Origin of the sequence: Achromobacter insuavis (assembly GCF_902859645.1) — a bacterium.
In the GTDB taxonomy this organism is placed as follows: domain Bacteria; phylum Pseudomonadota; class Gammaproteobacteria; order Burkholderiales; family Burkholderiaceae_B; genus Achromobacter; species Achromobacter insuavis.
This window is the reverse complement of record NZ_CADIJR010000006.1, coordinates 1-22,021: the sequence shown is the minus strand read 5'-3', so window position 1 is coordinate 22,021 and position 22,021 is coordinate 1. Positions and strand designations below refer to the sequence as shown.

Here is a 22,021-nt window from a genome sequence, read left to right as displayed (position 1 = left end):
TATCGAATGTTCTTAAGACTTGTGGTTATAAACAAAGCACCTCAGGCCGCCGCCTGCGCGCGGCTGGCGTGGCGCTGCAGTCCGAACGCGATCAGGAAGCCCAGCAGCACCGACATCGCCGCCGCCAGGAAGATCGCCGGATAGCCGAAGCCGCCCGAGATGTAGCCCGCCACCGGACCGGTGGCGCCCAGGGCCAGGTCCAGGAAGGCGGAATACGCGCCCAGCGCGGCGCCGCGGCTGCCGGCCGGCACGCGCGCCACGGCCTCGACGCCGATGGCCGGGAACACCAGCGCGAAGCCGCAGCCGGTCAGGGCCGCGCCCACCAGCGCGGCGGTGGGATTGGGCGCCAGCCACAGCAGCGCCAGGCCGGCAGCCTCGACCAGGAACGACACCTGCGCCACCTTGAAGCCGCCAAAGCGCGTGATGGTGCCGGCGAACAGCAGGCGCACGCCGATGAAGGCGCAGCCGAACGCGCTGAGCGCGTGCGCCGCGCCCTCCCACGAGAAGCTGGCGTAGTACAGCGCCACGAAGGCCGCCAGCGTGCCGAAGCCGACCGAGCCCAGCCCCAGCGCCATGCCGTGCGGGAACACCCGCAGCACCACGCTCTTGAAGGCCATGCGATGCGCGCCGACGATGGCCACCGCGGCCCGCGCCAGCGCCAGCCCCAGGCCGGCCAGGCCCAGCAGCAGCACCGCGCCGCCCAGCGCGCCCATGCTCCATTCGGTTTCCAGGTAGACGCCCAGCGGCGCGCCCAGCGCCAGCCCGCCGTAGGTGCAGATGCCGTTCCAGGAGATCACCCGCGCCGTGTGCAGCGGGCCGACCCGGGCAATCGCCCAGGTGGCCGAGCCGGTGCCGACCCAGCTTTCGCCGAAGCCCAGCGCCAGCCGGCTGACGATGATGGCGCCCAGGCTGAGCCAGGCGCTGCGCTCAAAGGCATAGGCCAGCAGCAGGAACACGCCGCTGGCGGCGCAGGCCGCCATGCCGATCACCACGGTCTGCTTGGGTCCGACCGTATCGGCCATGCGGCCGGCGTGCGAGCGGCTCAGCAGCGTGGCTACGTACTGCACGCTGATGGCCAGCCCCGCCAGCACCGAGCCGTAACCGAGCTGGCCGTGCACGTAGCCGGGCAGCACCGCGAGCGGCAGGCCGATGGCCAGGTAACAGATGAAGGTGAAAAAGGCGATCGCGACGATGCGCGAGGTCAACGCGAACGTCCCGATGGGCTGGCCATCGGGCGTGGTATGAGGTGTGGGAGGCATGGCTGACGGGGTGGAACCTGGCGCAACGGGCCAGGGTTTACCCGGATGATAGCCCAGCAGGATTGCGGCTGGCTGAACGGGATTCGGCCAGCCGCCTCGATGCGGGGATCAGGCTTGGGGGATCAGGCTTCGATACCGCGCGAGGACAGGTAGTCTTCGTAGCCGCCGCGGTAGTCGACGATCTCGCCCGACGGCAGGATCTCGATCACGCGGGTGGCCAGGCCCGACACGAATTCGCGGTCGTGCGAGACGAACACCAGCGTGCCTTCGTACTTTTCCAGCGCGAACTGCAGCGATTCGATCGATTCCATGTCCAGGTGGTTGGTCGGCTCGTCGAGCAGCATGACGTTGTGGCGGCCCAGCATCAGGCGGCCGAAGGTCATGCGGTTCTTTTCGCCGCCGGACAGCACCTTGGGCGCCTTGGGCAGGTCGTCCGCCGAGAACAGCAGGCGGCCCAGCACCGAACGGATCGACTGGTCGTCGTCGCCCGGCTGGCGATGGTCGCCCATCCAGTCGAGCAGGTTGATGTCGGTCTGCAGGAACTGATCCGACACGTCCTGGGCCATGTAGCCCAGGTCGGCGTTTTCCGACCACTTGACGCTGCCGGCGTCCGGCGCCAGGTCGGTGGCCAGCAGGCGCAGCAAGGTGGTCTTGCCGACGCCGTTGGCGCCGATGATGGCGATCTTCTCGCCGGCATCGACCATGGCCGAGAAGTTGCGGATCACGGGCGCGTCGTAGGACTTGGACAGGCCTTCGACCGTGACCGCCAGGCGGTGCATGACCTTGTTCTGCTCGAAGCGGATGTACGGGTTCTGGCGCGACGAGGGCTTGACCACGACCTGCTCGGCCTTGATGCGGTCGATCTGCTTGAGGCGCGAGGTGGCCTGGCGCGACTTGGACTTGTTGGCGGCGAAACGGCGCACGAAGTCCTGCAGTTCGGTGACGCGTTCCTTGGCCTTGGCGTTGTTGGCCACCAGGCGTTCGCGGGCCTGGGTCGAGGCCAGCATGTAGTCGTCGTAGTTGCCCGGGTAGATGCGGATCTCGCCATAGTCCAGGTCGGCCATGTGGGTGCAGACCTGGTTCAGGAAGTGACGATCGTGGCTGATGATGATCATCGTGCTCTGGTAGCTGTTGAGCACGCTTTCCAGCCAGCGGATGGTGTTGATGTCCAGGTTGTTGGTCGGTTCGTCCAGCAGCAGCACGTCCGGGTTCGAGAACAGCGCCTGCGCCAGCAGCACGCGCAGCTTCCAGCCCGGCGCCACTTCGCGCATCGGCAGGTTGTGCTGGTCCACGGCGATTTCCAGGCCCAGCAGCAGCTCGCCGGCGCGGGCTTCGGCGGTGTAGCCGTCATATTCGGCGAACTTGGCTTCCAGGTCGGCCGCGCGCATGTAGTCGTCTTCCGACGCTTCCGGGTTGGCGTAGATCGCGTCGCGCTCGGACATCGCGGCCCACATCTCGGTGTGGCCCATCATCACCACGTCCAGCACGCGCAGGTCCTCGAAGGCGAACTGGTCCTGGCGCAGCTTGCCCAGGCGCACGCCCGGCTCCAGCGAGACGTTGCCGGCCGACGACTCCAGGTCGCCGCCGATGATCTTCATGAACGTCGACTTGCCGGACCCGTTGGCCCCGATCAGCCCGTAGCGGTTGCCTTCCCCGAACTTGACGCTGACGTTCTCGAAAAGGGGCTTGGGACCGAACTGGATGGTGAGATTGGCGGTGGATATCACGGTGGTGTCTTGGGGGGAATCTTGGTTTTGAGGTCGCGCAGCGGCCAAAGCGGATGCGGCGAAACCCGATAGTGTACCAAGCCCATCTGTCCGGAGCTTGCCACGCAAGCGCACGGGCGTGGCGCACGGGCTGGCGTCGAGTGCCATTTGTTGTCTTAAAGTAAAAATTTGTATTAAATCGGGTACCATTGCGCCCTCGACACGCGCGCTTCCTGCCCGCCGGGCCATGGAGGCTGACTCAACCCCTAGCCGCCGTCCCGTGACCGATTCGTCCCCGCCTTCCGGAAACGTCAAGTTCTATTTCCGCTCATTGATCGTCGCCGCGCTGGTCGCGATCACCATGTTGTGGGCGACGCCCCGACTGACGCCCAGTTCGGATCTGCTGACCTACGCCATTGCCCGACTGCAGGCGCGGCTGGTGGGCGGCTATTACAGTCCCGCGCATCGCAACGACACCACCGTGGTGCTGATCGACGACGATTCGCTCGATCCGCAAAAAGGCGCCTGGCCCGTCCCCTACCGCACGCATGCCCGCTGGCTGCGCAATATCGGCCTGATCCACAAGCCCCGCGCCATCTTCCTTGACATCACCTTCGGCCGCGAAAGGGACGACCCGACCTTGCCGGAGCTGGTCTCTGCCCTGTGCGAGCTGCGGGACGCCGGCGTGCCGGTGTTCCTGGCCGCGCTGCCTGGCGACGATGGCGGACTGCGGCTGCGCGCGGGCCTGGCCACGCCGGCCGGCCAGCCGCCCTGCTTCACCCTGGTGGACGTGCGCTATTCGGCCAGCAAGGTCGACCGGCTGGTGTGGAGTTATCCGCTCTGGTCCGACGGCGACACGCGCAGCGCCGCGCTGGCGATGGCGCAGGACGTGGCCGGCATCGCGCTGCCCAAGGGCGAAGAGGCCATGGCCCTGACCTGGGGTGTCGACAACCTGGGCCAGCGGCCTTTCTCGCCCGACTGCCGCCTGGCGCGCGGCGGCTATCCCGAAATGCTGCCGGGTTACGTGCGCAGGCTGCTGTACGGCCCCGAGGCGAGCAAGCCGATCTGCCCCTACACCCGCACGCTGACCTTGTCCGAACTGCGCGCCGCCGATACCGACCAGGCCCGCCTGGAGGACCTGCTCACGGACCGCTACGTCATGATCGGCGCGGCGTTGAGCGGCTTCAACGACACTGTGCTGTCGCCCGTGCACGACGTGATCCCCGGGGTCTTCATGCACGCCATGGCGCTGGACAACCTGCTGACCTACCGGGACCACTACAAGCGCGCGCTGGAATGGGAAATCTGGCCACCCAACATCCTGTGGCTGCTGGGCATCCCCATCGTCATGGCGGCGCACTTCCTGCACTGGCTGGCCCAGTGGCTGGTCGTGCAACTGCGCGAAATCAATGGCTGGACCAGACGCTGGCTGGTGCCGCCGAAATCATGGCGGCTGACCGCGGCGACGCCCCCGGCCGAGGGCACCGAGATGCTGCCGCAGCGGCCCGCGCGGTGGATCGCGCTGGGCGCCGCGCGCGGCCCGCTGACGCGCCTGCGCCTGCTGCGCGCCATCTGCGCCGATCGCGCCTGCCGCCGCTGGCTGGCGCGCAAGGTCGCGGAAAAGCTGCTGATCGCGCTGGCGCTGACACTGGGCAAGGCGGCCTCCATCCTGCTGTCTTCGCTGGTGGTCATGTACATCGTGCTGATCGCGCAGGAATGGGTGGACGTCGGCACCCTGCCCATTGTCGACCTGGCGGTCATGGCGCTGGCCGCGCACTGGCTCGGCTGGACCGACACCGTCACCAAGTTTCTCGGCGGCAAGCCCAAGGCGGACGCGACCACCCCGCCCCCGGCGCCGCCGCAATCTTCCGCCAAACCTCAGGAGTAGAACCGCATGATCCAGCCTTCCTCCATGATTGCCGCCGCCCTCGCGGCGTTGGCCCTGTACGGCGCGCCGGCCCTGGCGGCCGACCAGATCGTCGGCGCCAGCCTCAAGCCGCTGCCGCTCTATGCACAGCCGGGCGGCGGAACGCCGGCCGCCCAATCCGATGGCCAGGGCATGCCGTGGCCGGTACTGGAAAGCCGCGAAGAGTTCTACCGGGTGAAGGTGAACGGCGCCGACTACTGGGTGGACAGCATGCAGGTGCGCGTGGCGCGCAATTCGTCGGCGCAGTGCGGCCCGGTGGTCAAGCGCGTGCCCGGTCCCACCGGCTCCACCGCCGGCGCCGGCGAAAATGCCTGCCGCTGACATGGCGATGCCCTTCCATCACGCGCCCCGCCTCGCGGCCCTGACCCTGGCGATGGTCCTGGCTGGCTGTGCCAACATGCCCGGCGCCGGCCTGTCGTTCAAGACCGGGGAATTGCCGCCCGCCCCCACCGACCGCAAGTGGCCCGACGCCGACCGCGACGCTCGCAATCAGCGCGCGCAACACATGGGCCTGGTTGCCATGCCCGAGATGCAGGGCTACCTGAACGGCCTGCTCGGCCGTATCAAGGATGCCGCCGGCGTGCCCGGCTGGCCAGGCGCGGTGTACGTCACCGCTTCCCCGGCGCTGGAGGCCTACAGCACCGGCGCGGGCAATATCTACCTGTCGATCGGATGGCTGTCGTCCGCGGAGTCCGAGGACGAGATCGTCGCCATCCTGTCGCACGAATTTGGCCACATCTACCTGGACTATCACCAGCTGGAAGCGGCCAATACGACCAGCGACCAGGTCGCCACGCTGGCGGCGCTGGGCGTGGCCCTGGCGCAAAAGGCCGGCAGCGCGACGGGCTGGAGCCCGGTGGACAGCGTGATCGCTTCCTATGCCTTCGGCAAGGACGTGCTGGTCCCCGCCTGGAACCGGCAGCAGGAGGAAAACGCCGATCGCTTCGGCGCCACCGTCAGCCTGCGGCTGGGCTATTCCTACACGCAAGGGTTCAAGGCCTTCCTGGAGCGTCAGGCCACCTGGGAAACGGACAACGCCAGGATCCAGGAAGAAGACCGCAAGCGCATGGTCGAGCAGATCAAGCAGGCCGCCGCGCAGGATGCGCGCAAGCAAGCCAAGGCCTCGGGCAACCAGGTCGCGCCGCTGACCGAGATGCAGGCGTCGCTGAGCTCCGGCCTCGCTGGCGCCAGCGAAGACCTGCGCAATGGCCTGGACGACATCTGGAAAAAGCTGACCGTCAGCCATCCCAGCACCGAAGCGCGGCTGACCTCGCTGACCGGGCAGGTCACGCCGCTGATGGCCGGCAAGCCTCGCCCCGCGGCCACCATCGCGCCGTGGGACAAGGCGCGCGCGCAACGTCGCAGCGCCACCGTGCTGAAGAACTATCAGAGCGCCAACGCCGCGCAACAGGCGCTGCAGGCGCAGGACTATGTCCAGGCGCGCAAGCTCGCGGCCCAGGCCGCCTCCGGCCCGACCGCACAGCAGGCGTTGCCGTTGCTGGCGCTAAGCATGGCGCAAGGCGAACCCGGCAAGCCGTCCGCCCGCGCCGCCGCCCTGCTGGACCGCAACCTGCAATCCGAGGGCGACCGCGCCTGGCGCATTTATGTCCTGCGCGCCAACAATCTGCTGGGCTCGGGCCAGCGCGCACCCGCCACCGCGGTCATGAACCAGGGCTTCGAGTATTTCAAGGATGCCGGCCTGGCCTGGCCGGAGGCCATTGCCTTCTACGGGCAGACCGACAGCTGGGACAGGGCGCGCAAGCTGGCGCAGGAATGCGCGTCGCGCTTTCCCAGCTATGCCGGCGCCTGCAACAAAGCCGCGCAGACACCCGCCGAGCAGGCCGAGGCCAAGCGCCGCGGCGAGCAGAAGGCGCAGTCGTTGGTCGACAGGCTGTTCAAGAAGTGAAGCACGCCACGCGGCGGGCCTTGCGGCCCGCCCGCGTCAATGATGGTGTTCGTCCAGCACCAGGTGGGCCAGACCCTTTTCGGTGGCGATGCCGACCTTCTGGCCGATCGGCAGCGTCGCCTTGGTGGCCACGTGGCCGTACGGCAGCCCGGTCACCACCGGCACCTTGACCGTCTTGCGCAGCCAGGCCACCACCTCGTGCAGGTCGTAGCCCTTGTCGTGCGGCGCCAGCTTGTAGTCCGAGAAGCGGCCCAGCACGATGGCCTTCTGCTTGCCCAGGATGCCCGCCTGCCACAGCTGGATCAGCATGCGTTCGATGCGGTACGGGTGCTCGGCCACGTCTTCCAGGAACAGGATGCCGCCGCGCACCTTCGGCATGTACGGGGTGCCGATCAGCGAGGCCAGCATGGCCAGGTTGCCGCCCCACAGGATGCCGCGGCAATCGACCGGGTCGGCGTCCTGGGTCTCGAAGCTGAGGATTTCCAGCTCGCCGCGCATCACTTCGCCGAACAGCGCTTCGGTCAGGTCGTCGACCTTCTTGCCGCCGAAGTCGTAGATGGCGGTGGCGCCGGTGTAGCTGACTGCGCCGGTCTGCGCCAGCAGCGCCAGGTTGAAGGCGGTGAAATCGCTCATGCCGACGAAGCGCTTGCCGCTGTCGGCCATGGCCTTCCAGTCAACCAGGTGCAGCAGCCGGCCCATGCCGTAGCCGCCGCGCGTCACCATGACGATCGGCAGCTTCTGCTTGGCGGCGCGCGTCAGGCTGGCCAGGCGCTGGGCGTCGGTGCCGGCAAAGCGCTGGTGTTCGGCCAGCGCGGTGCGGTCCAGCGCGGTCTTGAAGCCCTGCGCGGCCAGGCGCTCGCGCGCCAGCTCGACGGTCTGCGGGTCGCGCACCGCCGACGACGGCGAGATCAGGTAGATGCCGCGCGCGTCCGGGAAGCTGTGGACGTGGCCCGGCTCGTGGTCGTGGCTGTGGTCGTGGCCGCAGGCCTCGCCGCATTCGTGATCGTGGTCGTGCGCGTGGCTGGCGTGGTCATGCGCCGGGGCGGCGGCCGCCCTGGCGCCGCGCGCCTTGGCGCCTCGGGTGTTGCTCATGCGATGGATTCCTTGGCGCGGCGTTCGCGGAAGAACCGGCGCAGCAGCTCGCCGCAGGGTTCCGCCAGCACGCCGCCGGTGACTGAAGTGTGATGATTGAGTTTGGGCACCGAGCCCACGTCCAGCACGCTGCCGCAGGCGCCGGTCTTGGGGTCGTAGGCGCCGAACACCACCCGCGCCAGGCGCGCATGCAGCATGGCGCCGATGCACATGACGCAGGGCTCCAGCGTGACGTACACGGTGATGCCCGGCAGCCGGTAGTTTTCCAGGGCGCGCGCCGCGCCGCGCAGGGCGACGATCTCGGCATGCGCGGTGGGGTCGTGGTCGATGATGGTGCGGTTGTAGCCGCGCCCCAGGATGTCGCCCTGGGCCGAGACCACCAGCGCGCCCACCGGCACCTCGCCGATGTCATAGGCCGCCCGCGCCTCTTCCAGCGCCAGCGTCATGAATTCGGCGTCCTGCGCGGTCCAGGGCGGCACGGCCGCCATGGCGATCGGCTCAACCACGGTACACCCGCGACTTGAGCGCGATGCGGCCGGCCAGGCTGGTCACGGCCTCTTCGAGCCACTGGTAGAGCTCGGCGTTCTCGTCGTAGCGCGCCTGGTTCAGGTTCGACACCCGGCCTTCCTCGATGAAGCCCCAGGCGCGGCTGCGCTTGTCGCGGTGCTTCGGATCCCAGACGCCGAAGGCGTAGCCGCCGGCGCGCCGGATCAGCGAGAAGCACGGAATGTCGGTGTAGCCGTCGCCAACGAACACCATCTGGTCGAACGGCACCCGCAGGCGGTCCTCGGGCACCTTGCGGTTGACCTCGAACGGCTTGTTGCGGAAATCGCGGCCGATGATGCCCTTCTGGATGTGGAACAGGTAGCGCGTCTTGTCGGTGAAGCTGACGATGCGGCGCGGAAACTCGATGCCGCCGTCGGCGCCGTAGGTGAATTCGGAGGCCCAGATCTCGGTGAACTCGTGCGCGATGGGCGTGGAGCGGACCACGTCGCCGATGCCGCTGGAGATCAGGTAGAACTCCAGCTGCACCTGCGGCTGCGCCGCCCGCACCGCGGCGCGCAGGCGCTGGAACAGCGTGACCACGCCATCGTGCAGTTCGAGACGCGCGCCCCAGTCGCGCAGCCGCTGCTGCGTGATGAGGCCATGCTTGCCCTCGCGCGAGAGCTGGATCATCTGGTAGAGATAGCCCGGGACCGGGTCCCAGTCCTGGTTGGACAGCAGCGGATCGACCTGGTCTTTCCAGAAGGACGCCGTGTCCACCCCGATGCTGTCCAGGAAACCGGACGTGCTGTCCGAGGCCAGCGTGTCGTCGAAGTCGAAAATCAGGGCGATGACGTCGGACATGGATATGCGTAAGTAAAGGCGACAGCCGCCATTTTGCCTGATTGTGGCGGCGGCCGGGGCGCGGGGAAGGACGCATCGCCCCTCCCCTGGCGCCATCGATCGCCCGTTACTGGCGCATCGGCGCGGGCGGCGGCGGCGCCATGCCCGGCGCGGGCGCCATGCCGGGCGCGCCAACCGGCGGCGGAGGCGGCGGCACCGTGCCGGCGGTGCCAGCCGGCACCTGGATCACGGTTTCACGCAGCACGCCGCCGCCCTGCACGCTGCCGCGCACCTGGGTCGGAGAGGTCATCTGCGTGATGCAGTCCTGGCGCGAATCGGCCGGCAGGCGATTGCAGCGGTCCAGCATGTTCTGCTGGTGCTGGTCGGTGGTGCCGTCGCTCAGGCGCTGGCGGTTGGCTTCCTCGCGGGCGGCGCCCGCCTCGCGCATGCAGGCGGTGCGCTCCTGGCCGGTGCTGCCGTTCTTGCAAGCCGCCACATCTTGTTCATATTGCGCCTGGATGCCGGCGCGGCCGATCGGATCGGCCGCCTGGGCCGCTCCCGCGGCCAGCATCAGGCCAGCCGCGCAAAGGGATGCCGCAAGGCGTTTGGTGTGCATGGGACGTACATTCATGGCCAGCTCCTTGGAGAAAGAGGATTGAACCCGAACGGCGCGGGCCTGGCTGGGCCGGCACCGTCTGCTTGATACAACTATCCCACGATGACACGACGGGGACATGTCCAGCAACGTGCAATCGTAAGCCGAAGTTTCCGATGCTGCGACGCAATATTCATTGCGCCAACGCAATTCGTCCCCGAAAAAGCGCCGATACGTCCCCGTGTACCCGGCGCCGCCCTGCCCGCTACCTCGCGTCCAGGTCGGCGTCGGCCTTGGTCAAACGGTTACGGTAAACCGCCGCGCGCATCAGCAGCATCGCCGTCACCGGCGACGACACGATCAGCAGCAACGTGATGATCACTTCATGGAACACGGGCCGCGACGACAGCGCCGAGAACACCAGGATCGACGCCGCCAGCACGCAGCCGCAGCCCAGCGTGTTGCCCAGCGTGGGCGCGTGGATGCGGGCGTAGAAGGTGCGAAAGCGCAGCAGCCCGGCCGAGCCGGTCAGCGCCAGCAGGCCGCCCAGCACCAGCAGCACGCTGGCCGGAATGCTGGCCCACAGGGGAAGATTGTCGATCATGGCTCGATCACCTCGCCGCGCAGCAGGAAGCGGGCCATGGCGGTCGAACCCACGAAACCGAACAGCGCGATCAGCAACGCGATGTCGAAGTACACCGACGTGCCCGAGCGGATGCCGAACACCAGCATGGTCAGCATGCCGTTGATGTAGAGCGTGTCCAGCGCCAGCACGCGGTCCTGCGCGGTGGGGCCGCGCAGCAGGCGGATGGCGGCGAACACCATGCCCAGCGCGAAGCACACCAGGGCAAAGGACGCCGCCCAGTAGAGTATGGCGTTCATTCGAAGATCTCCATCAAGGGGCGCTCGTAGCGGTCCTGCACCAGGCGCACCCAGTCTTCCTCGTTCTGCAGGTCGAGCACGTGCAGCTTGAGGCGGTGGTCATCGCCCAGTTCGACCCAGACGGTGCCGGGCGTGTAGGTGACGATGCAGGCCAGCATCGCCAGGCCATGCGGATCGCGCATGGTCAGCGGGATCTTGATGAACCCGGGCGAGAAATCATTGCGGCGCGGATTCAGGATCAGCTTGGCCACCGCGATGTTGGACTTGATGATGTCCACCGTCACGTGCCAGAACAGCGGAATCGCCTTCCACAGACGGCGCGGCCGCGCCCTCAGCGGCCGCAGGCGCGAGGCGGCCCAGGTGAACCACAGGGCCAGCGCCACGCCCAGCGCGATCTGGCCGGCCGACAGGCTCTCGTTCAGCACCAGCCACAGGACGAACAGGAATACCGGCAGGAAGAGGAAATAGAGGCGGCGCATCAGTTTCCTCCCAGCGTGGCGCGCACCGTCTGCGCGGACATGACGGCGTCGATATAGCTCTTGGGCTGGTCCAGCGAACGCGCGGCGTCATCCAGGTAGGCCGACACCGGGCCCGCGCCCGCCGCCAGGCCCACGCACAAGAGCAGCAGGACCGCCACCGGCCCCGCCTCGATCACACGCAGGCGCGGCGTGCTGCGATCGTCGCTGGCCCAGAACACGCGGATGCCGGTGCGGCCCAGGCCGATCAGCCCCGCCAGGCCGGACACCAGCACGGCCGCCACCAGGATCCAGGCGTCCATCGGCGGCGCCGACTCGTTGGCCGCCGAAACCGCCGCCGACAGCAGCGAGAACTTGGCGACGAAGCCGGACAGCGGCGGCAGCCCGGTCACCAGCAAGGCGCAACAGATGAAGGCCAGGCCGAGGAACGCCATGGCCGCCGGAATCGCCACCCCGACCACGTCGTCGGAACGATTCACCGAGGCCGGGTCGTCTAGGTCGAACGCGTCCAGCGTCACCGCCAGCACGTTGGCGCCGAAGCTGCGGGTGCGTTCGATGAGTTCGGCCAGCATGAAGAACGCGCCCGTGGTCAGCACCGAACTGATCAGGTAGAACAGCGCCGGGCCGGTCAGCGTCACGCCGGGCATGCCCAGCGCCGTCAGCAGCGTGCCGGCCGAGACGATCACGCAATAGCCCACCATCTTCTCGAGCTGCTGCGTGGCCAGCAGGCCCAGGCCGCCGAACAGCAGCGTGGCCAGGCCGGCCGCGAACATCCAGTCCAGGCTGAACGCCGCCGGCGCGCCGGTCGGCAGCAGCAGCGAACCGATGCGCAGCAGCGCGTAGATGCCGACCTTGGTCATGATCGAGAACATGGCCGCGATCGGCGCGCCGGCCGAGCCGTAGCCCTTGACCAGCCAGAAGTTCAGCGGCCAGGCGCCCGCCTTCACCAGGAAGGCCACGCCGAGGATGGCGGCGCCGGCCTCGAACAGCATGCGGTCGGAACCGGTCAGGTTGCCGGCGCGCAGCGCCAGGTCGGCCATGTTGAGCGTGCCGCTCACGCCGTAGATCAGCGCAATGCTGATCAGCAGCAGGAACGAGGCCACCAGGTTGACCGCGATGTACTGCAGGCCGGCGCTGACGCGCGCCACGCCCGAGCCGTGCAGCAACAGGCCGTAGGACGCGGCCAGCAGCACCTCGAAGAACACGAACAGGTTGAACAGGTCGCCGGTCAGGAAGGCGCCGTTCAGGCCCATCAGCAGGAACTGGAACAGGGAATGGAAATGCACCCCGGCCCGGTCCCAGCGCGCCAGCGCGTAGGTCAGCGAGGCCAGGCCCAGCACCGCGGTCAGGGTCAGCATGACCGCGGCCAGGCGGTCCACCACCAGCACGATGCCGAACGGCGCGGGCCAGTCGCCCACCAGGTAGACGCCGACGCCATGCGGCCAGACGTCCGGCACGGCGCCGCCGGCGACCGCCAACAGCGCGATGGCCGCGGCCAGCTGCGCCAGCGTCGACAGCATGGCGATCGCGCCGCGCGTGTAGCGGCGGGTGTCGCCCAGCATCAGCATCACGGCGCCGGCCAGCAGCGGCGTGATGATGGGCAATACGGGAAGATGTTGCAGCCAGAAACTCAAGATTGGGACTCCCGTCCATCGACGTGGTCGGTGCCCGTCAAGCCGCGCGAAGCCAGCAGCACCACCAGGAACAGCGCGGTGGTGGCGAAGCCGATCACGATGGCCGTCAGCACCAGCGCCTGGGGCAACGGATCGGCGTACCAGGAAGGATCATGGGCCATGGCCGGGTCCACCACCGGCGGCCGGCCCGAGGTCAGGCGGCCCATGCCGAAGATGAACAGGTTGACCGCATATGAGACCAGCGACAGGCCCATGATGAACTGGAAGGTGCGCGGCCGCAGCAGCAGCCAGACCCCCGAGCCCGCCAGGACGCCGATCGCGACGGCGTAAATCAATTCCATCAGGCTTCCCCCGTTTGTGCGGCGGCCGCCTGGCTTTCGGCGGCAGCCTTGCGTTGTGCGCGCAGCGATTGGTGGGCCAGCGCCACCAGCACCAGCACGGTGGACCCGACCACCAGCATGTAGACGCCGAGGTCGAACAGCAGCACGCTGGACAGGTGCACGTGTCCCACCAGCGGCAAGGCGATGTCCCAGGCCAGCGCGGCCAGGAACGGTTTGTAGGCGAGCCAGGCCGTCACCGCCGCCGTGCCGGCGAACAGCAGGCCGATGCCGATCCAGTTCTGCGGGTTCAGCCGGCTGCGCGACTCGACCCAGTAGACCCCGCCCACCATGTACTGCAGGATCACGGCCGTGGCGAAGATCAGCCCGCCCACGAAGCCGCCGCCGGGCTGGTTGTGGCCGCGCAGCAGGAAGTACACGGAAATCAGCGCCGCGGTCGGCAGCAGCAGGCGCACCAGCACCGTCGGCACCATCATCGGGCCGGTCGGCACGATCGTCTTGATGTCCGGCGCGGCCGGCACCGGGCCGTCCTGGTCGATCTGCTGGCGCGGCAGGTCGGCGCTCTCGGCGGCCGGCCGGAAGCGGCGCAGCAGCGCGTACACCGTCAGCGCCACGATGCCCAGCACCGTGATTTCGCCAAAGGTATCGAAGCCGCGGAAGTCCACCAGGATCACGTTGACCACGTTGGTGCCGCCGCCGTCGGGCAGCGCGCGGTCGACGAAATACGAGGAGATCGTGTCGGTCTGCGGCCGCACCAGCACCGCGTACGCCAGCGCCGCCATGCCGGTGCCGGCGGCGGTGGCCATCAGCAGGTCGCGCAGGCGGCGGCCGCGGGCGCGCAGGGTCGCCCCCAGGCCCTCGTCCTCGTCCTGCTCGATGCGGCGCGGCAGCCAGCGCAGGCCGAGCAGCAGCAGCACCAGCGTCACCACCTCGACCGACAGCTGCGTCAGCGCCAGGTCGGGCGCCGAGAACCAGACGAACGTGAGACAGGTCACCAGGCCCGCGCCGCCGGCCAGCGCCAGCGACGCCAGGCGGTGGTACTTGGCCTGGTAGGCCGCGGCCACGGCGCAGACGCAGCCCACCAGCCACAGCAGGGCGAAGGCCGGATCGACCGCGGCCGGACGGCCGGCGCCTTCCAGCCAGCCGCCTGCCCGCAACGGCAGCCAGGCCACGAACAGCGTGCCCAGCACGATCAGCAGCATCTGCACCTGCAGGCGCGACGAGGCCAGCCAGCGCAGCAGCCAGGCGGCGGCGACGCTGGAGCCGTCGAGCAGCGTCTCGAACGAGCGGCGGCCGTCCAGGCGGTAGATGAACGGCACCCGGCCGGGGTTGGCGCGCTGGTGCGCGCGCAGCGCCAGGTACAGGATGACGCCCGAGGTCATGGCCACGAAGCTCATCACCAGCGGCAGGTTGACGCCGTGCCACACGGCCAGGCTGTATTCGGGCATATCGGCGCCCAGGATGCTCTGCGCGGCGGTGGCCAGGAACGGGCCGAGCGTCACGCCCGGCAGGATGCCCACCACCAGGCACATCAGCACCAGCAGGCCGCTGGGCAGCAGCATCCAGCCGGGCGGCTCATGCGGCGCGCGCGGCAGGTCGGTGGCCGGCGGGCCGAAGAACACCTGCAGGATGAAGCGCAGCGAATAGGCCACGCTGAAGGCCCCCGCCACCGTGGCCGCCAGCGGCAGGCCCACCTTGGTGATCCAGTCGCCGCTGACGAAGGTGGTCTCGGCGAAGAACATTTCCTTGGAGATGAAGCCGTTGAGCAGCGGCACCCCGGCCATCGAGGCCGCCGCCACCATGGCCAGCGTGGCCGTGATCGGCATGGCCTTGTACAGCCCGGACAGCCGGCTCAGGTCGCGCGTGCCGGTCTCGTGGTCGACGATGCCGGCCGCCATGAACAGCGAGGCCTTGAAGGTGGCGTGGTTGACCATGTGGAACACCGCCGCCACCAGCGCCAGCGAGCTGTTCAGCCCCAGCAGCAGCGTGATCAGGCCGAGGTGGCTGATGGTCGAATACGCCAGCACCCCCTTCATGTCCTGCTGGAAGATGGCGGCGTAACCGCCCAGCACCAGCGTGATCAGCCCGGCGCCGCCGATGATCCAGAACCACTCGTCGGTGCCGGACAGCACCGGCCAGAAACGCGCCAGCAGGAACACGCCGGCCTTCACCATGGTGGCCGAGTGCAGGTAGGCCGACACCGGCGTGGGCGCGGCCATGGCGTTGGGCAGCCAGAAATGGAACGGGAACTGCGCGCTCTTGGTCAGCGCGCCCAGCGCCACCAGCACCAGCACGGCCGGATACCAGGGGTCGGCGCGCACCACGTCGCCGGCGGCCAGCACGCGGTCCATGTCGTAGCTGCCGACGATGTGGCCCAGGATCAGCACCCCGGCCAGCAGGCAAAGCCCGCCGGCGCCGGTCACCGTCAGCGCCATGCGCGCGCCGCGGCGGGCGTCCAGGCGGTGGTGCCAGTAGGCGATCAGCATGAAAGAAGCCAGGCTGGTCATTTCCCAGAACATGACCAGCTGGATCAGGTTGCCCGACAGCACCACGCCGAGCATGGCGGCCATGAAGGCCTGGAAGAACGAGAAGAAGCGCGGCACCGGGTCTTCCGGCGACATGTAGTAGCGCGCGTACAGCACCACCAGCGCGCCCATGCCCGAGACGATCAGCGCGAACAGCCAGGCGTAGCCGTCCATGCGCAGGGTGAACTGCAGGCCCAGGGCGGGCGCCCAGGGAATGTCGACGCGGACCACGCCGCCGCCGGCGACCTGCGGATAGAGACTGGCGACCAGAACCGCGCAGGCCAGGGCGATGATGCCCGCCAACCAGGCCTCGGCATTGCGGGCGTTGGAAGGCAGCAGCGCGGCGCACAGGCTGCCGGCGAACGGCAGAGCGAGGATCAGTATCAGCGACATGGCGTTCCGAGAATGTCCGGGCCCCCTCCCGCCAGCGCAGCAGCGAGAGACGAAACAGACCGGGGATTGAAAAACGGACGGAACCCTGGCCCGGTGCGTCGCTGCACTACACGTTGCCCCGCGGGGACATCAACCAACGCCCATTGAACGGCGCGGACAGAAACAAACGCAATAGTTTTCTTGCAAGACCGGCCAAGAATCTCATCCGAAAAATATCAGATTCTTGTAAGTTATGCAGAGATTTATGCGCGTACCTGGGGGATGACGACATGATCGCTGCGCAATCATTACGCATCGATGACCGGCCCCAATTTCGTTCAAGTTCTTGTCAGCATACGTTTTTTTGCGTCATCGTCGCGCTTCGGGCCGGCTTCCGCCGGGGTAAAAATACCCACACGGAACGCAGGGGGAATACCGATTGACCGGTTCCATATAACTGTGTGGAATGGCGCCCACGAAGCGACGGCCGGCCGGCATCCGGGTCCGGCGCGCTTCACCGACGCCGGCCAACGAAGCCGGCCGGCTCGGATTTCAATAATATGGAGAAGACTCTTGACCGTGCTGTCCCAAGCCAAGGCCGTCCTGGCCACCGCCCTCGCCGGCCTCTGCCTCAGCGGCGCCGCGCACGCCGCTGACGCCTACCCCAACAAACCCATCCGCCTGATCGTGCCGTTCGCGGCCGGCGGCACCACCGACATCGTCGCCCGCGTGGTGGCCGAAGGCCTGGGCCGCGAACTCGGCCAGGCCGTGGTGGTGGAAAACCGCGGCGGCGGCGGCGGCTCGATCGGCGCCGACGCGCTGGTCCGTTCCGCCCCGGACGGCTACACGCTGGGCGTGGCCACCGTCAGCACCATGGCCACCAACCCGGCCACCAACCCCAAGAACCCCTACAACCCGCTCAAGGACTTCGCGCCCATCACCAACATGGTGAACGTGCCCAACGTGCTGACGGTCAACCCGGCCGTCCCGGCCAAGACCATGGCCGAGTTCATCGCCCTGCTCAAGGCCAACCCGGGCAAGTACAGCTACGCCTCGTCCGGCGCCGGCGGCATCGGCCACCTGGACGGCGAGCTGTTCAAGTCGCTCACCAAGACCGACATGGTGCACGTGCCCTACCGCGGCTCGGGCCCCGCCCTGAACGACGTCATCGCCGGCCAGGTCAACGCCCAGTTCGACAACCTGCCCTCGTCCATGCCCCACATCCAGGCCGGCAAGCTGCGCGCCCTGGCCGTGGCCGCGCCCAAGCGCCTGCCCACCCTGCCGGACGTGCCCACGTTCTCCGAAGGCGGCCTGCCGGAAATGGACAACATGGCCTGGTACGGCCTGGTCGCCCCCGCCGGCACGCCGCAGGCGGTGATCGACCGCATCCACGACGCCACCGTCAAGGCGCTGAAGGATCCCAAGATCATCCAGCGCCTGGCCGACGGCGGCTCGCTGGTCGACGGCAACACGCCGGCCGAATACGCCGCCCAGATCAAGCGCGAACTGGAGCTGCGCCAGCGCATCGCCAAGGAACGCAACATCCAGTCGACGAACTGAGGCTTGTCGCGCGGCCTCGCCGCGTGACCCGGGCTCCAGTCCGTCTGCCCGCCGCCACGCCGTGCCGGCGGGCCCTTTCCGAGGCCGCCGGCACAATGCGCACCCTGCGCGGCGCCAGATTCGGACAGTCCCACGCCACATCGGCGATCGCCGGGCAGATGACGCGCCCGCGCTCTGCTACCATTTCGTCCGTGCGAATCGATTTCTCCCATCCTTCCGACACCGCTTGCGTGCTTTGCGCCCTGCGCTCGACCCTGTTGAGCTCGCAGGAAGTCGCCGCGCGTTCCGCCTACGCGCGTTCCAAGCCCGGCTAATCGCCGGCATCCCCCCTTCCCGCTTTCCGTCACCGGCCCGCCGCCGGCCGCCTGCACGCCCGTACCTTTGTTGCGCGCGGCGCGGTTCGAGGCCGGCCGGCGCGACCGCCCTGCCGCATGGCCGGGCGGTCTTGCCACGTTTTCCGTCCGCGCGCCGACTATGACCGGCGGGCGGCACCACGCCTTGATTGCCACCGAACGCCATGCAACTCACCAAGAAATTCGTCAAAGCCAAGAACCCCTGCGCGGGCGGCTACAAATGGTTCCTGCGCGACCACAACGGACAGGGGGACTACCAGGCCGTCCTCGATGCCCTGGTGGCCGACGGGCGCGTAGGTGACGCCTGCTGGCTGCTGGATCAGTTCGGTCCGACCGACGCCGTGCTGAAGCTGGACACGCTCGACGCCCACGCCATCGTCTTCGCCGGCACGCTGGAGGTGCGCATGGGCATCAACGTCGACAGCGTGGTGCGGGCCGGGCGCAGCATCGTCACCGGCGGCGGCATCCGCGCCGGCGAATCGATCGTGGCGGGCGAGAACATCATTGCCGGCGCCAACATCGCCAGCGCCGGCGACCTGCGCGCGGGCGGCGACGTGTCCGCCGAATGGGGCATCGAGGTCGCCGCCGCCTTCGACTGCCGCGGCAACCTGCGCGCCAAGTGGGACATCTGCGCGGGCCAGGATCTGGCCGTGACCGGCCACCTGCGGGCCGGCCAGGACGTGCAAGTGCAAGGCGCCCTCAAGTGCGGCCAGGGCATCAAGGCCGGCGGCGGCGTGCAGGCCGCCAAGGACATCGATGCCGCCTGCGGCATCCAGGCCGGCGCCGCCATCGCCTGCGGCGGCCACCTGGCCGCGGGCTGGGGCCTGATCGCCGGCGAAGACATCCGCGCCGACGGCTCGATCCGCGCCGGCGAAGGCGTGCAGGCCAACGGCCGGATCGAGGCCGGCGACGGCCACGGCGTCTATGCCGGCCTGAACGTGCGCCTGGACGCCTGGGCGGTCTGCGCCCGGGTCCAGGCCCGCGAACGGCCGGCGCAACTGGTCAGCGGCCACTGGGCCGGCCAGGAAGAGACCGCGCACGCGTAGCACGTACAGCGCCGTCGCAACGCCTGGCGCGACGGGCCGCGCGGCAATCAGCCCCACCCCGGCAGATGTCAGCCGCCCGGCCGCGCAGCCGGCGTGCGCAACACCAGCATCAGGCCCAGCAGGATCCCGGCCATGCCGCCCAGGCTCAGCAGCGACAGGCGGTTGCCCAGCACCAGGTAGTCCAGCGCCGCGGTGCCGGCCGGCACCAGGTAGAACAGGCTGGTGACGTTGACCAGGTTGCCGGACTGGATCATGCGGTAGAACAGCAGCGTCGCGCCGACCGAGATCACCAGGCCCATCCACAGCAGCGGCAGCACGAAGCCCACGCTCCAATCCGCGTGCAGCGGCTGGAACGGCGCGAACAGCAGGCACAGCGCCAGGCTCACCACGTACTGCAGCGGCATCACGTCCATCGGCGCCTGGCGCACGCGCTTTTGCAGGATGGCGCCCGCCGTCATGCTGGCCAGCGCCGCGAACGCGAAGGCCATGCCGGCCATCGAGAACCGCGCCATGCCGATGCTCTGGAACATCACCATCGCCAGTCCGCACAGGGCCAGCAGCAGGCCCGCCAGCCGCAGGGGCGGATAGCGGCGCTCCAGCAGCGCCAGGGTCAGAATGGGTTGCGCCCCCAGCAGCGTGGCCAGCACGCCCGGCGTGATGCCGTGGTCCAGCGCCAGCAGATAGCAGATGGAGTAGCTGCCGATCAGCAGCAACCCGGTCAGCGCGACGATGCCGCGCGTGCCGGGAGCCGGCAGCCAGCGCCGCCGTGCCAGGCAGATCACCAGCAGCACGGCCAGCGCCAGAACGAAGCGCAGCAGCAGGAAGCCGAAGGCCGAGGCGTGCGCCAGGCCCCATTTGGCGAAGATCGCGCCGCCGCTCCACAGCAGCACGAACAAGGAAGTGGAGCCGTAGGCGGCCCACGCATTGCGATTGAAAGACATGAAGATTTCTACCTGTCGGGTATGGAACAGGCTCCCGCGGCGTGCGCGCGTCTTGCGGCGCGCGAACGGATCAGGCGTGGACGCGCGGCGGGCGGGCGCGAACGCAAACGCATCAGCGCATCAGCGCGGCGGATCCAGGCGGTAAGGCGGGAGCGGGAAGTGAGGGGCGGTCAGCCGACGACGGCGACCACGGGCGGATAGGCGCCCGCGACACCGACGACGACATCGCACGGCGGCGAAGCCACCGGCGGCGATACGACCGTCGAGACGACAGGAGAAACAACGGGAGGCGACACGCCGTGCCGCAGGCTTGCGCGCACGCCGGCGCCGGCTGCGCGGGCAGCGAAGGCGGATTCGGCGGAAGGCGTGAAGTCGGGCATGTGAAGCGCGTCGGGTTCGGTGATGAACCCGTGTAGGCTACCGGCGCGGCGCGCCAGCGTCAAGCGCCGATGCGGCGCTGCTCGACGCCGAGGTCGCGCCAGGCCTCGCCATGGCAGGTGAACATCAGGATCTGGTGGCGCGTGGCGGCATCGAACAACGCGCGCTTCATCAGGTCGCGGCGGTCGTCGTCGGTGTGCACCAGCGCATCGTCCAACAACAGCAGCGTCGGCCGTCCGGCCTCGCGCAGCAGGTCGGCGTAGGCGAAGCGCGCCAGGATGCCCAATTGTTCGCGCGTGCCGAAGCTGAGCGCGTCCAGCGGATCCTCGCCGCCCGCGCGTTGCAGGGCCGCGGGCAGCAGCGCCTCGTCCAGGCGCAGCGCGGACTCGGGGAACAGCAGCGCCAGGTAGTGGCTCAGGCGGCGCGCCAGCGGCGCCTGCAGCCGCTGGGTGGCGGCGTCGCGCTTGCCGGCCAGCAAGGTGGACAGCAGCTCCAGCGCCTGCGCGCGGCGCTGGAATTCGTCGCGGCGGCGCTGCAGGCGCTCGCAGGCGGCCTCGGCCTCGGACAAGCGTTCGCCCAGGCCCTGCGCGCCGGCCTGCTCCAGCTTGCCCAGCAACTGCTGGATCTCGCTGTGGCGCTTGTGCTGGGCGTCGCGTTCGATGGCGGCGGACTTTTCGTAGCGCTGCGCGTCCTGCTCCAGCAGTTCCGGCCGCAACGCTTCCAGGGCGGCCTGCGCCTGGCGCAGGCGTTGTTCGAGCAGGTCGTGGCCGCTGCGGGCCTCGGCCAGCCGGCCGGCGCGGGCCTGGCGCTGCGTCGTGCGTTCCGCCGATTGCAGGTCGGCGCCGCGCGCGGCGGCCTGGGTTTCGAGCAACTGGGCACGGGCGCTGTCGGCATCCAGCGCGCGCTGCGCGGCCGCCAGGTCCTGCTCGGCCTGCGCCGCGCTGGCCTCGGCATCGCGCAACGCCTGGCGCGCGGCGGGCGCATCGACGTCGTCCGCCTCCGCCGCCGGCGGCAGCAATGCCAATCGCTCGGCCAGTTGCGCGCGCCGCGCCTGGGCTTCGTTGCGTTGGCCGCGCAATGCGTCCACGCCTTTGGGCGCATGGATCGCCAGCGTCTTGCGCATGGCTTCGAGTTCGCGCTGCAAGGCGATGCCGCGCGCGTGGCGTTCCTCGGCCTCGGCCGCGTGGGCCACGCCCAGGCGCGACAGCAAGGCCGCGCTGGCCGCCTGCATGTCGGCCAGTTCGCGCTTGAGCGCCGGCAGGTCCTGGCCGCCCGGCGCGATGCGCAGCCGGCCCAGGCCGGGCAGCTCGAGTTCGGCCGCGGCGGTCAGCAACAACTCGCCGCTGCCGACCAGCGTGGCGCCATCGAGCCGGACCTCGCGGCCCGCATCGAGCGCATACGACAGGCGCGTGGCGATGGCCTGCTGGCGCAGTTGCAGGTCGCCCAGCGCGCGTTCGCTCTTGCGCAAGGCCAGGATGTCGGCGTCGGCGATTTCGATGCGCACGGCCTCGGCCTTCAAGGTCGACCCCTGCTCGATCAGGCGGGTGGCTTCTTCGAGCGCGCCGTCCAGGCGTTCGATGTCGCGCGCCAGCTGGCCGAGCTGGTGTTCGAGGTCGCGGCGGTCGGCCACCGCCTGCACCGCGGCGACCCGCTGGCGCGCCTGTTCGGCGGCGGCGGCGTGCGTGTCGCGCAGCGCGCGGGCGCG

Annotated in this window: 20 protein-coding genes; 5 read left to right on the top strand and 15 right to left on the bottom strand. The window is 69.2% G+C overall.

Going from position 1 to position 22,021, the window contains the following annotated elements; all coding sequences use genetic code 11:
- Positions 1-41: 41 nt before the first annotated feature.
- Positions 42-1,259, bottom strand: a complete 1,218-nt coding sequence (locus H0523_RS05460; RefSeq protein WP_054431346.1) for an MFS transporter — start codon at positions 1,257-1,259, stop codon at positions 42-44.
- Between the two features lie 122 nt (positions 1,260-1,381).
- Positions 1,382-2,986: an ABC-F family ATPase gene (locus tag H0523_RS05455; protein ID WP_054431345.1), complete on the bottom strand. Its 1,605-nt coding sequence runs from the start codon at positions 2,984-2,986 to the stop codon at positions 1,382-1,384.
- Between the two features lie 259 nt (positions 2,987-3,245).
- Between H0523_RS05455 and H0523_RS05450 the strand changes: the two genes are divergently transcribed.
- From H0523_RS05450 to H0523_RS05440, 3 genes are read left to right on the top strand one after another with little or no spacing between them, the layout of a single operon-like run.
- Positions 3,246-4,853: a CHASE2 domain-containing protein gene (locus H0523_RS05450; protein ID WP_180180035.1), complete on the top strand. Its 1,608-nt coding sequence runs from the start codon at positions 3,246-3,248 to the stop codon at positions 4,851-4,853.
- A gap of 6 nt (positions 4,854-4,859) precedes the next feature.
- Positions 4,860-5,213, top strand: a complete 354-nt coding sequence (locus H0523_RS05445; RefSeq protein WP_054431343.1) for a hypothetical protein — start codon at positions 4,860-4,862, stop codon at positions 5,211-5,213.
- The gene (locus H0523_RS05440; RefSeq protein WP_231689846.1) at positions 5,200-6,798 is read left to right on the top strand and encodes a M48 family metalloprotease; all 1,599 of its coding nucleotides are present in this window, start codon (positions 5,200-5,202) and stop codon (positions 6,796-6,798) included. Before H0523_RS05445 ends, H0523_RS05440 begins: the two co-directional genes overlap by 14 nt.
- 36 nt (positions 6,799-6,834) lie before the next feature.
- Here H0523_RS05440 and H0523_RS05435 read toward each other — a convergent pair whose 3' ends face one another.
- The 10 genes from H0523_RS05435 to H0523_RS05390 form a co-directional block, all read right to left on the bottom strand.
- Complete coding sequence (locus H0523_RS05435; protein ID WP_054431341.1) at positions 6,835-7,890, bottom strand: LD-carboxypeptidase; 1,056 nt, start codon at positions 7,888-7,890, stop codon at positions 6,835-6,837.
- Entirely contained in the window at positions 7,887-8,378 is a 492-nt protein-coding gene (tadA, locus tag H0523_RS05430) for a tRNA adenosine(34) deaminase TadA (protein ID WP_054431340.1), read from the bottom strand. Before tadA ends, H0523_RS05435 begins: the two co-directional genes overlap by 4 nt.
- A 10-nt stretch (positions 8,379-8,388) precedes the next feature.
- Positions 8,389-9,237: an HAD family hydrolase gene (locus H0523_RS05425; protein ID WP_054431339.1), complete on the bottom strand. Its 849-nt coding sequence runs from the start codon at positions 9,235-9,237 to the stop codon at positions 8,389-8,391.
- Positions 9,238-9,343: 106 nt separating this feature from the next.
- Positions 9,344-9,847: a hypothetical protein gene (locus H0523_RS05420; RefSeq protein ID WP_231689845.1), complete on the bottom strand. Its 504-nt coding sequence runs from the start codon at positions 9,845-9,847 to the stop codon at positions 9,344-9,346.
- Positions 9,848-10,076: 229 nt separating this feature from the next.
- On the bottom strand, positions 10,077-10,415 hold the full coding sequence (gene mnhG / locus H0523_RS05415; RefSeq protein WP_054431337.1) for a monovalent cation/H(+) antiporter subunit G: 339 nt from the start codon (positions 10,413-10,415) through the stop codon (positions 10,077-10,079).
- The gene (locus tag H0523_RS05410) at positions 10,412-10,693 is read right to left on the bottom strand and encodes a K+/H+ antiporter subunit F (RefSeq protein WP_006394683.1); all 282 of its coding nucleotides are present in this window, start codon (positions 10,691-10,693) and stop codon (positions 10,412-10,414) included. The genes mnhG and H0523_RS05410 overlap by 4 nt, the downstream gene beginning before the upstream one ends.
- Positions 10,690-11,172, bottom strand: coding sequence for a Na+/H+ antiporter subunit E (locus tag H0523_RS05405; protein ID WP_054431336.1), 483 nt, complete (start codon positions 11,170-11,172; stop codon positions 10,690-10,692). The genes H0523_RS05410 and H0523_RS05405 overlap by 4 nt, the downstream gene beginning before the upstream one ends.
- A complete protein-coding gene (locus tag H0523_RS05400) occupies positions 11,172-12,803 on the bottom strand; it encodes a monovalent cation/H+ antiporter subunit D (RefSeq protein WP_054431335.1) in 1,632 nt (543 codons plus the stop codon). Before H0523_RS05400 ends, H0523_RS05405 begins: the two co-directional genes overlap by 1 nt.
- The gene (locus H0523_RS05395) at positions 12,800-13,144 is read right to left on the bottom strand and encodes a Na+/H+ antiporter subunit C (protein WP_006227452.1); all 345 of its coding nucleotides are present in this window, start codon (positions 13,142-13,144) and stop codon (positions 12,800-12,802) included. Before H0523_RS05395 ends, H0523_RS05400 begins: the two co-directional genes overlap by 4 nt.
- A complete protein-coding gene (locus H0523_RS05390; protein ID WP_054431334.1) occupies positions 13,144-16,059 on the bottom strand; it encodes a monovalent cation/H+ antiporter subunit A in 2,916 nt (971 codons plus the stop codon). The genes H0523_RS05395 and H0523_RS05390 overlap by 1 nt, the downstream gene beginning before the upstream one ends.
- Before the next feature lie 552 nt (positions 16,060-16,611).
- Between H0523_RS05390 and H0523_RS05385 the strand changes: the two genes are divergently transcribed.
- Positions 16,612-17,598: a Bug family tripartite tricarboxylate transporter substrate binding protein gene (locus H0523_RS05385; protein ID WP_054431333.1), complete on the top strand. Its 987-nt coding sequence runs from the start codon at positions 16,612-16,614 to the stop codon at positions 17,596-17,598.
- 517 nt (positions 17,599-18,115) lie between these two features.
- Positions 18,116-18,997, top strand: a complete 882-nt coding sequence (locus H0523_RS05380) for a hypothetical protein (RefSeq protein WP_054431332.1) — start codon at positions 18,116-18,118, stop codon at positions 18,995-18,997.
- 68 nt (positions 18,998-19,065) lie between these two features.
- On the opposite strand, the gene H0523_RS05375 is transcribed toward H0523_RS05380, so the two are convergent.
- The 3 genes from H0523_RS05375 to H0523_RS05365 form a co-directional block, all read right to left on the bottom strand.
- On the bottom strand, positions 19,066-19,938 hold the full coding sequence (locus H0523_RS05375) for a DMT family transporter (protein ID WP_054431331.1): 873 nt from the start codon (positions 19,936-19,938) through the stop codon (positions 19,066-19,068).
- A gap of 170 nt (positions 19,939-20,108) precedes the next feature.
- The gene (locus H0523_RS05370; RefSeq protein ID WP_156333309.1) at positions 20,109-20,318 is read right to left on the bottom strand and encodes a hypothetical protein; all 210 of its coding nucleotides are present in this window, start codon (positions 20,316-20,318) and stop codon (positions 20,109-20,111) included.
- Positions 20,319-20,377: 59 nt separating this feature from the next.
- On the bottom strand, positions 20,378-22,021 hold a 1,644-nt coding region (locus tag H0523_RS05365), incomplete at its 5' end, for an ATP-binding protein (protein ID WP_371741518.1).

What these genes read in the sequence shown, in the direction of transcription:
- H0523_RS05460 (WP_054431346.1), bottom strand. Translation starts at nt 1,259, where the DNA reads ATGCCTCCCACACCTCATACCACGCCCGATGGCCAGCCCATCGGGACG.
- H0523_RS05445 (WP_054431343.1), top strand. Translation starts at nt 4,860, where the DNA reads ATGATCCAGCCTTCCTCCATGATTGCCGCCGCCCTCGCGGCGTTGGCC.
- H0523_RS05440 (WP_231689846.1), top strand. Translation starts at nt 5,200, where the DNA reads ATGCCTGCCGCTGACATGGCGATGCCCTTCCATCACGCGCCCCGCCTC.
- H0523_RS05435 (WP_054431341.1), bottom strand. Translation starts at nt 7,890, where the DNA reads ATGAGCAACACCCGAGGCGCCAAGGCGCGCGGCGCCAGGGCGGCCGCC.
- tadA (WP_054431340.1), bottom strand. Translation starts at nt 8,378, where the DNA reads ATGGCGGCCGTGCCGCCCTGGACCGCGCAGGACGCCGAATTCATGACG.
- H0523_RS05425 (WP_054431339.1), bottom strand. Translation starts at nt 9,237, where the DNA reads ATGTCCGACGTCATCGCCCTGATTTTCGACTTCGACGACACGCTGGCC.
- H0523_RS05420 (WP_231689845.1), bottom strand. Translation starts at nt 9,847, where the DNA reads ATGAATGTACGTCCCATGCACACCAAACGCCTTGCGGCATCCCTTTGC.
- mnhG (WP_054431337.1), bottom strand. Translation starts at nt 10,415, where the DNA reads ATGATCGACAATCTTCCCCTGTGGGCCAGCATTCCGGCCAGCGTGCTG.
- H0523_RS05410 (WP_006394683.1), bottom strand. Translation starts at nt 10,693, where the DNA reads ATGAACGCCATACTCTACTGGGCGGCGTCCTTTGCCCTGGTGTGCTTC.
- H0523_RS05405 (WP_054431336.1), bottom strand. Translation starts at nt 11,172, where the DNA reads ATGCGCCGCCTCTATTTCCTCTTCCTGCCGGTATTCCTGTTCGTCCTG.
- H0523_RS05395 (WP_006227452.1), bottom strand. Translation starts at nt 13,144, where the DNA reads ATGGAATTGATTTACGCCGTCGCGATCGGCGTCCTGGCGGGCTCGGGG.
- H0523_RS05390 (WP_054431334.1), bottom strand. Translation starts at nt 16,059, where the DNA reads ATGTCGCTGATACTGATCCTCGCTCTGCCGTTCGCCGGCAGCCTGTGC.
- H0523_RS05380 (WP_054431332.1), top strand. Translation starts at nt 18,116, where the DNA reads ATGCAACTCACCAAGAAATTCGTCAAAGCCAAGAACCCCTGCGCGGGC.
- H0523_RS05375 (WP_054431331.1), bottom strand. Translation starts at nt 19,938, where the DNA reads ATGTCTTTCAATCGCAATGCGTGGGCCGCCTACGGCTCCACTTCCTTG.
- H0523_RS05370 (WP_156333309.1), bottom strand. Translation starts at nt 20,318, where the DNA reads ATGCCCGACTTCACGCCTTCCGCCGAATCCGCCTTCGCTGCCCGCGCA.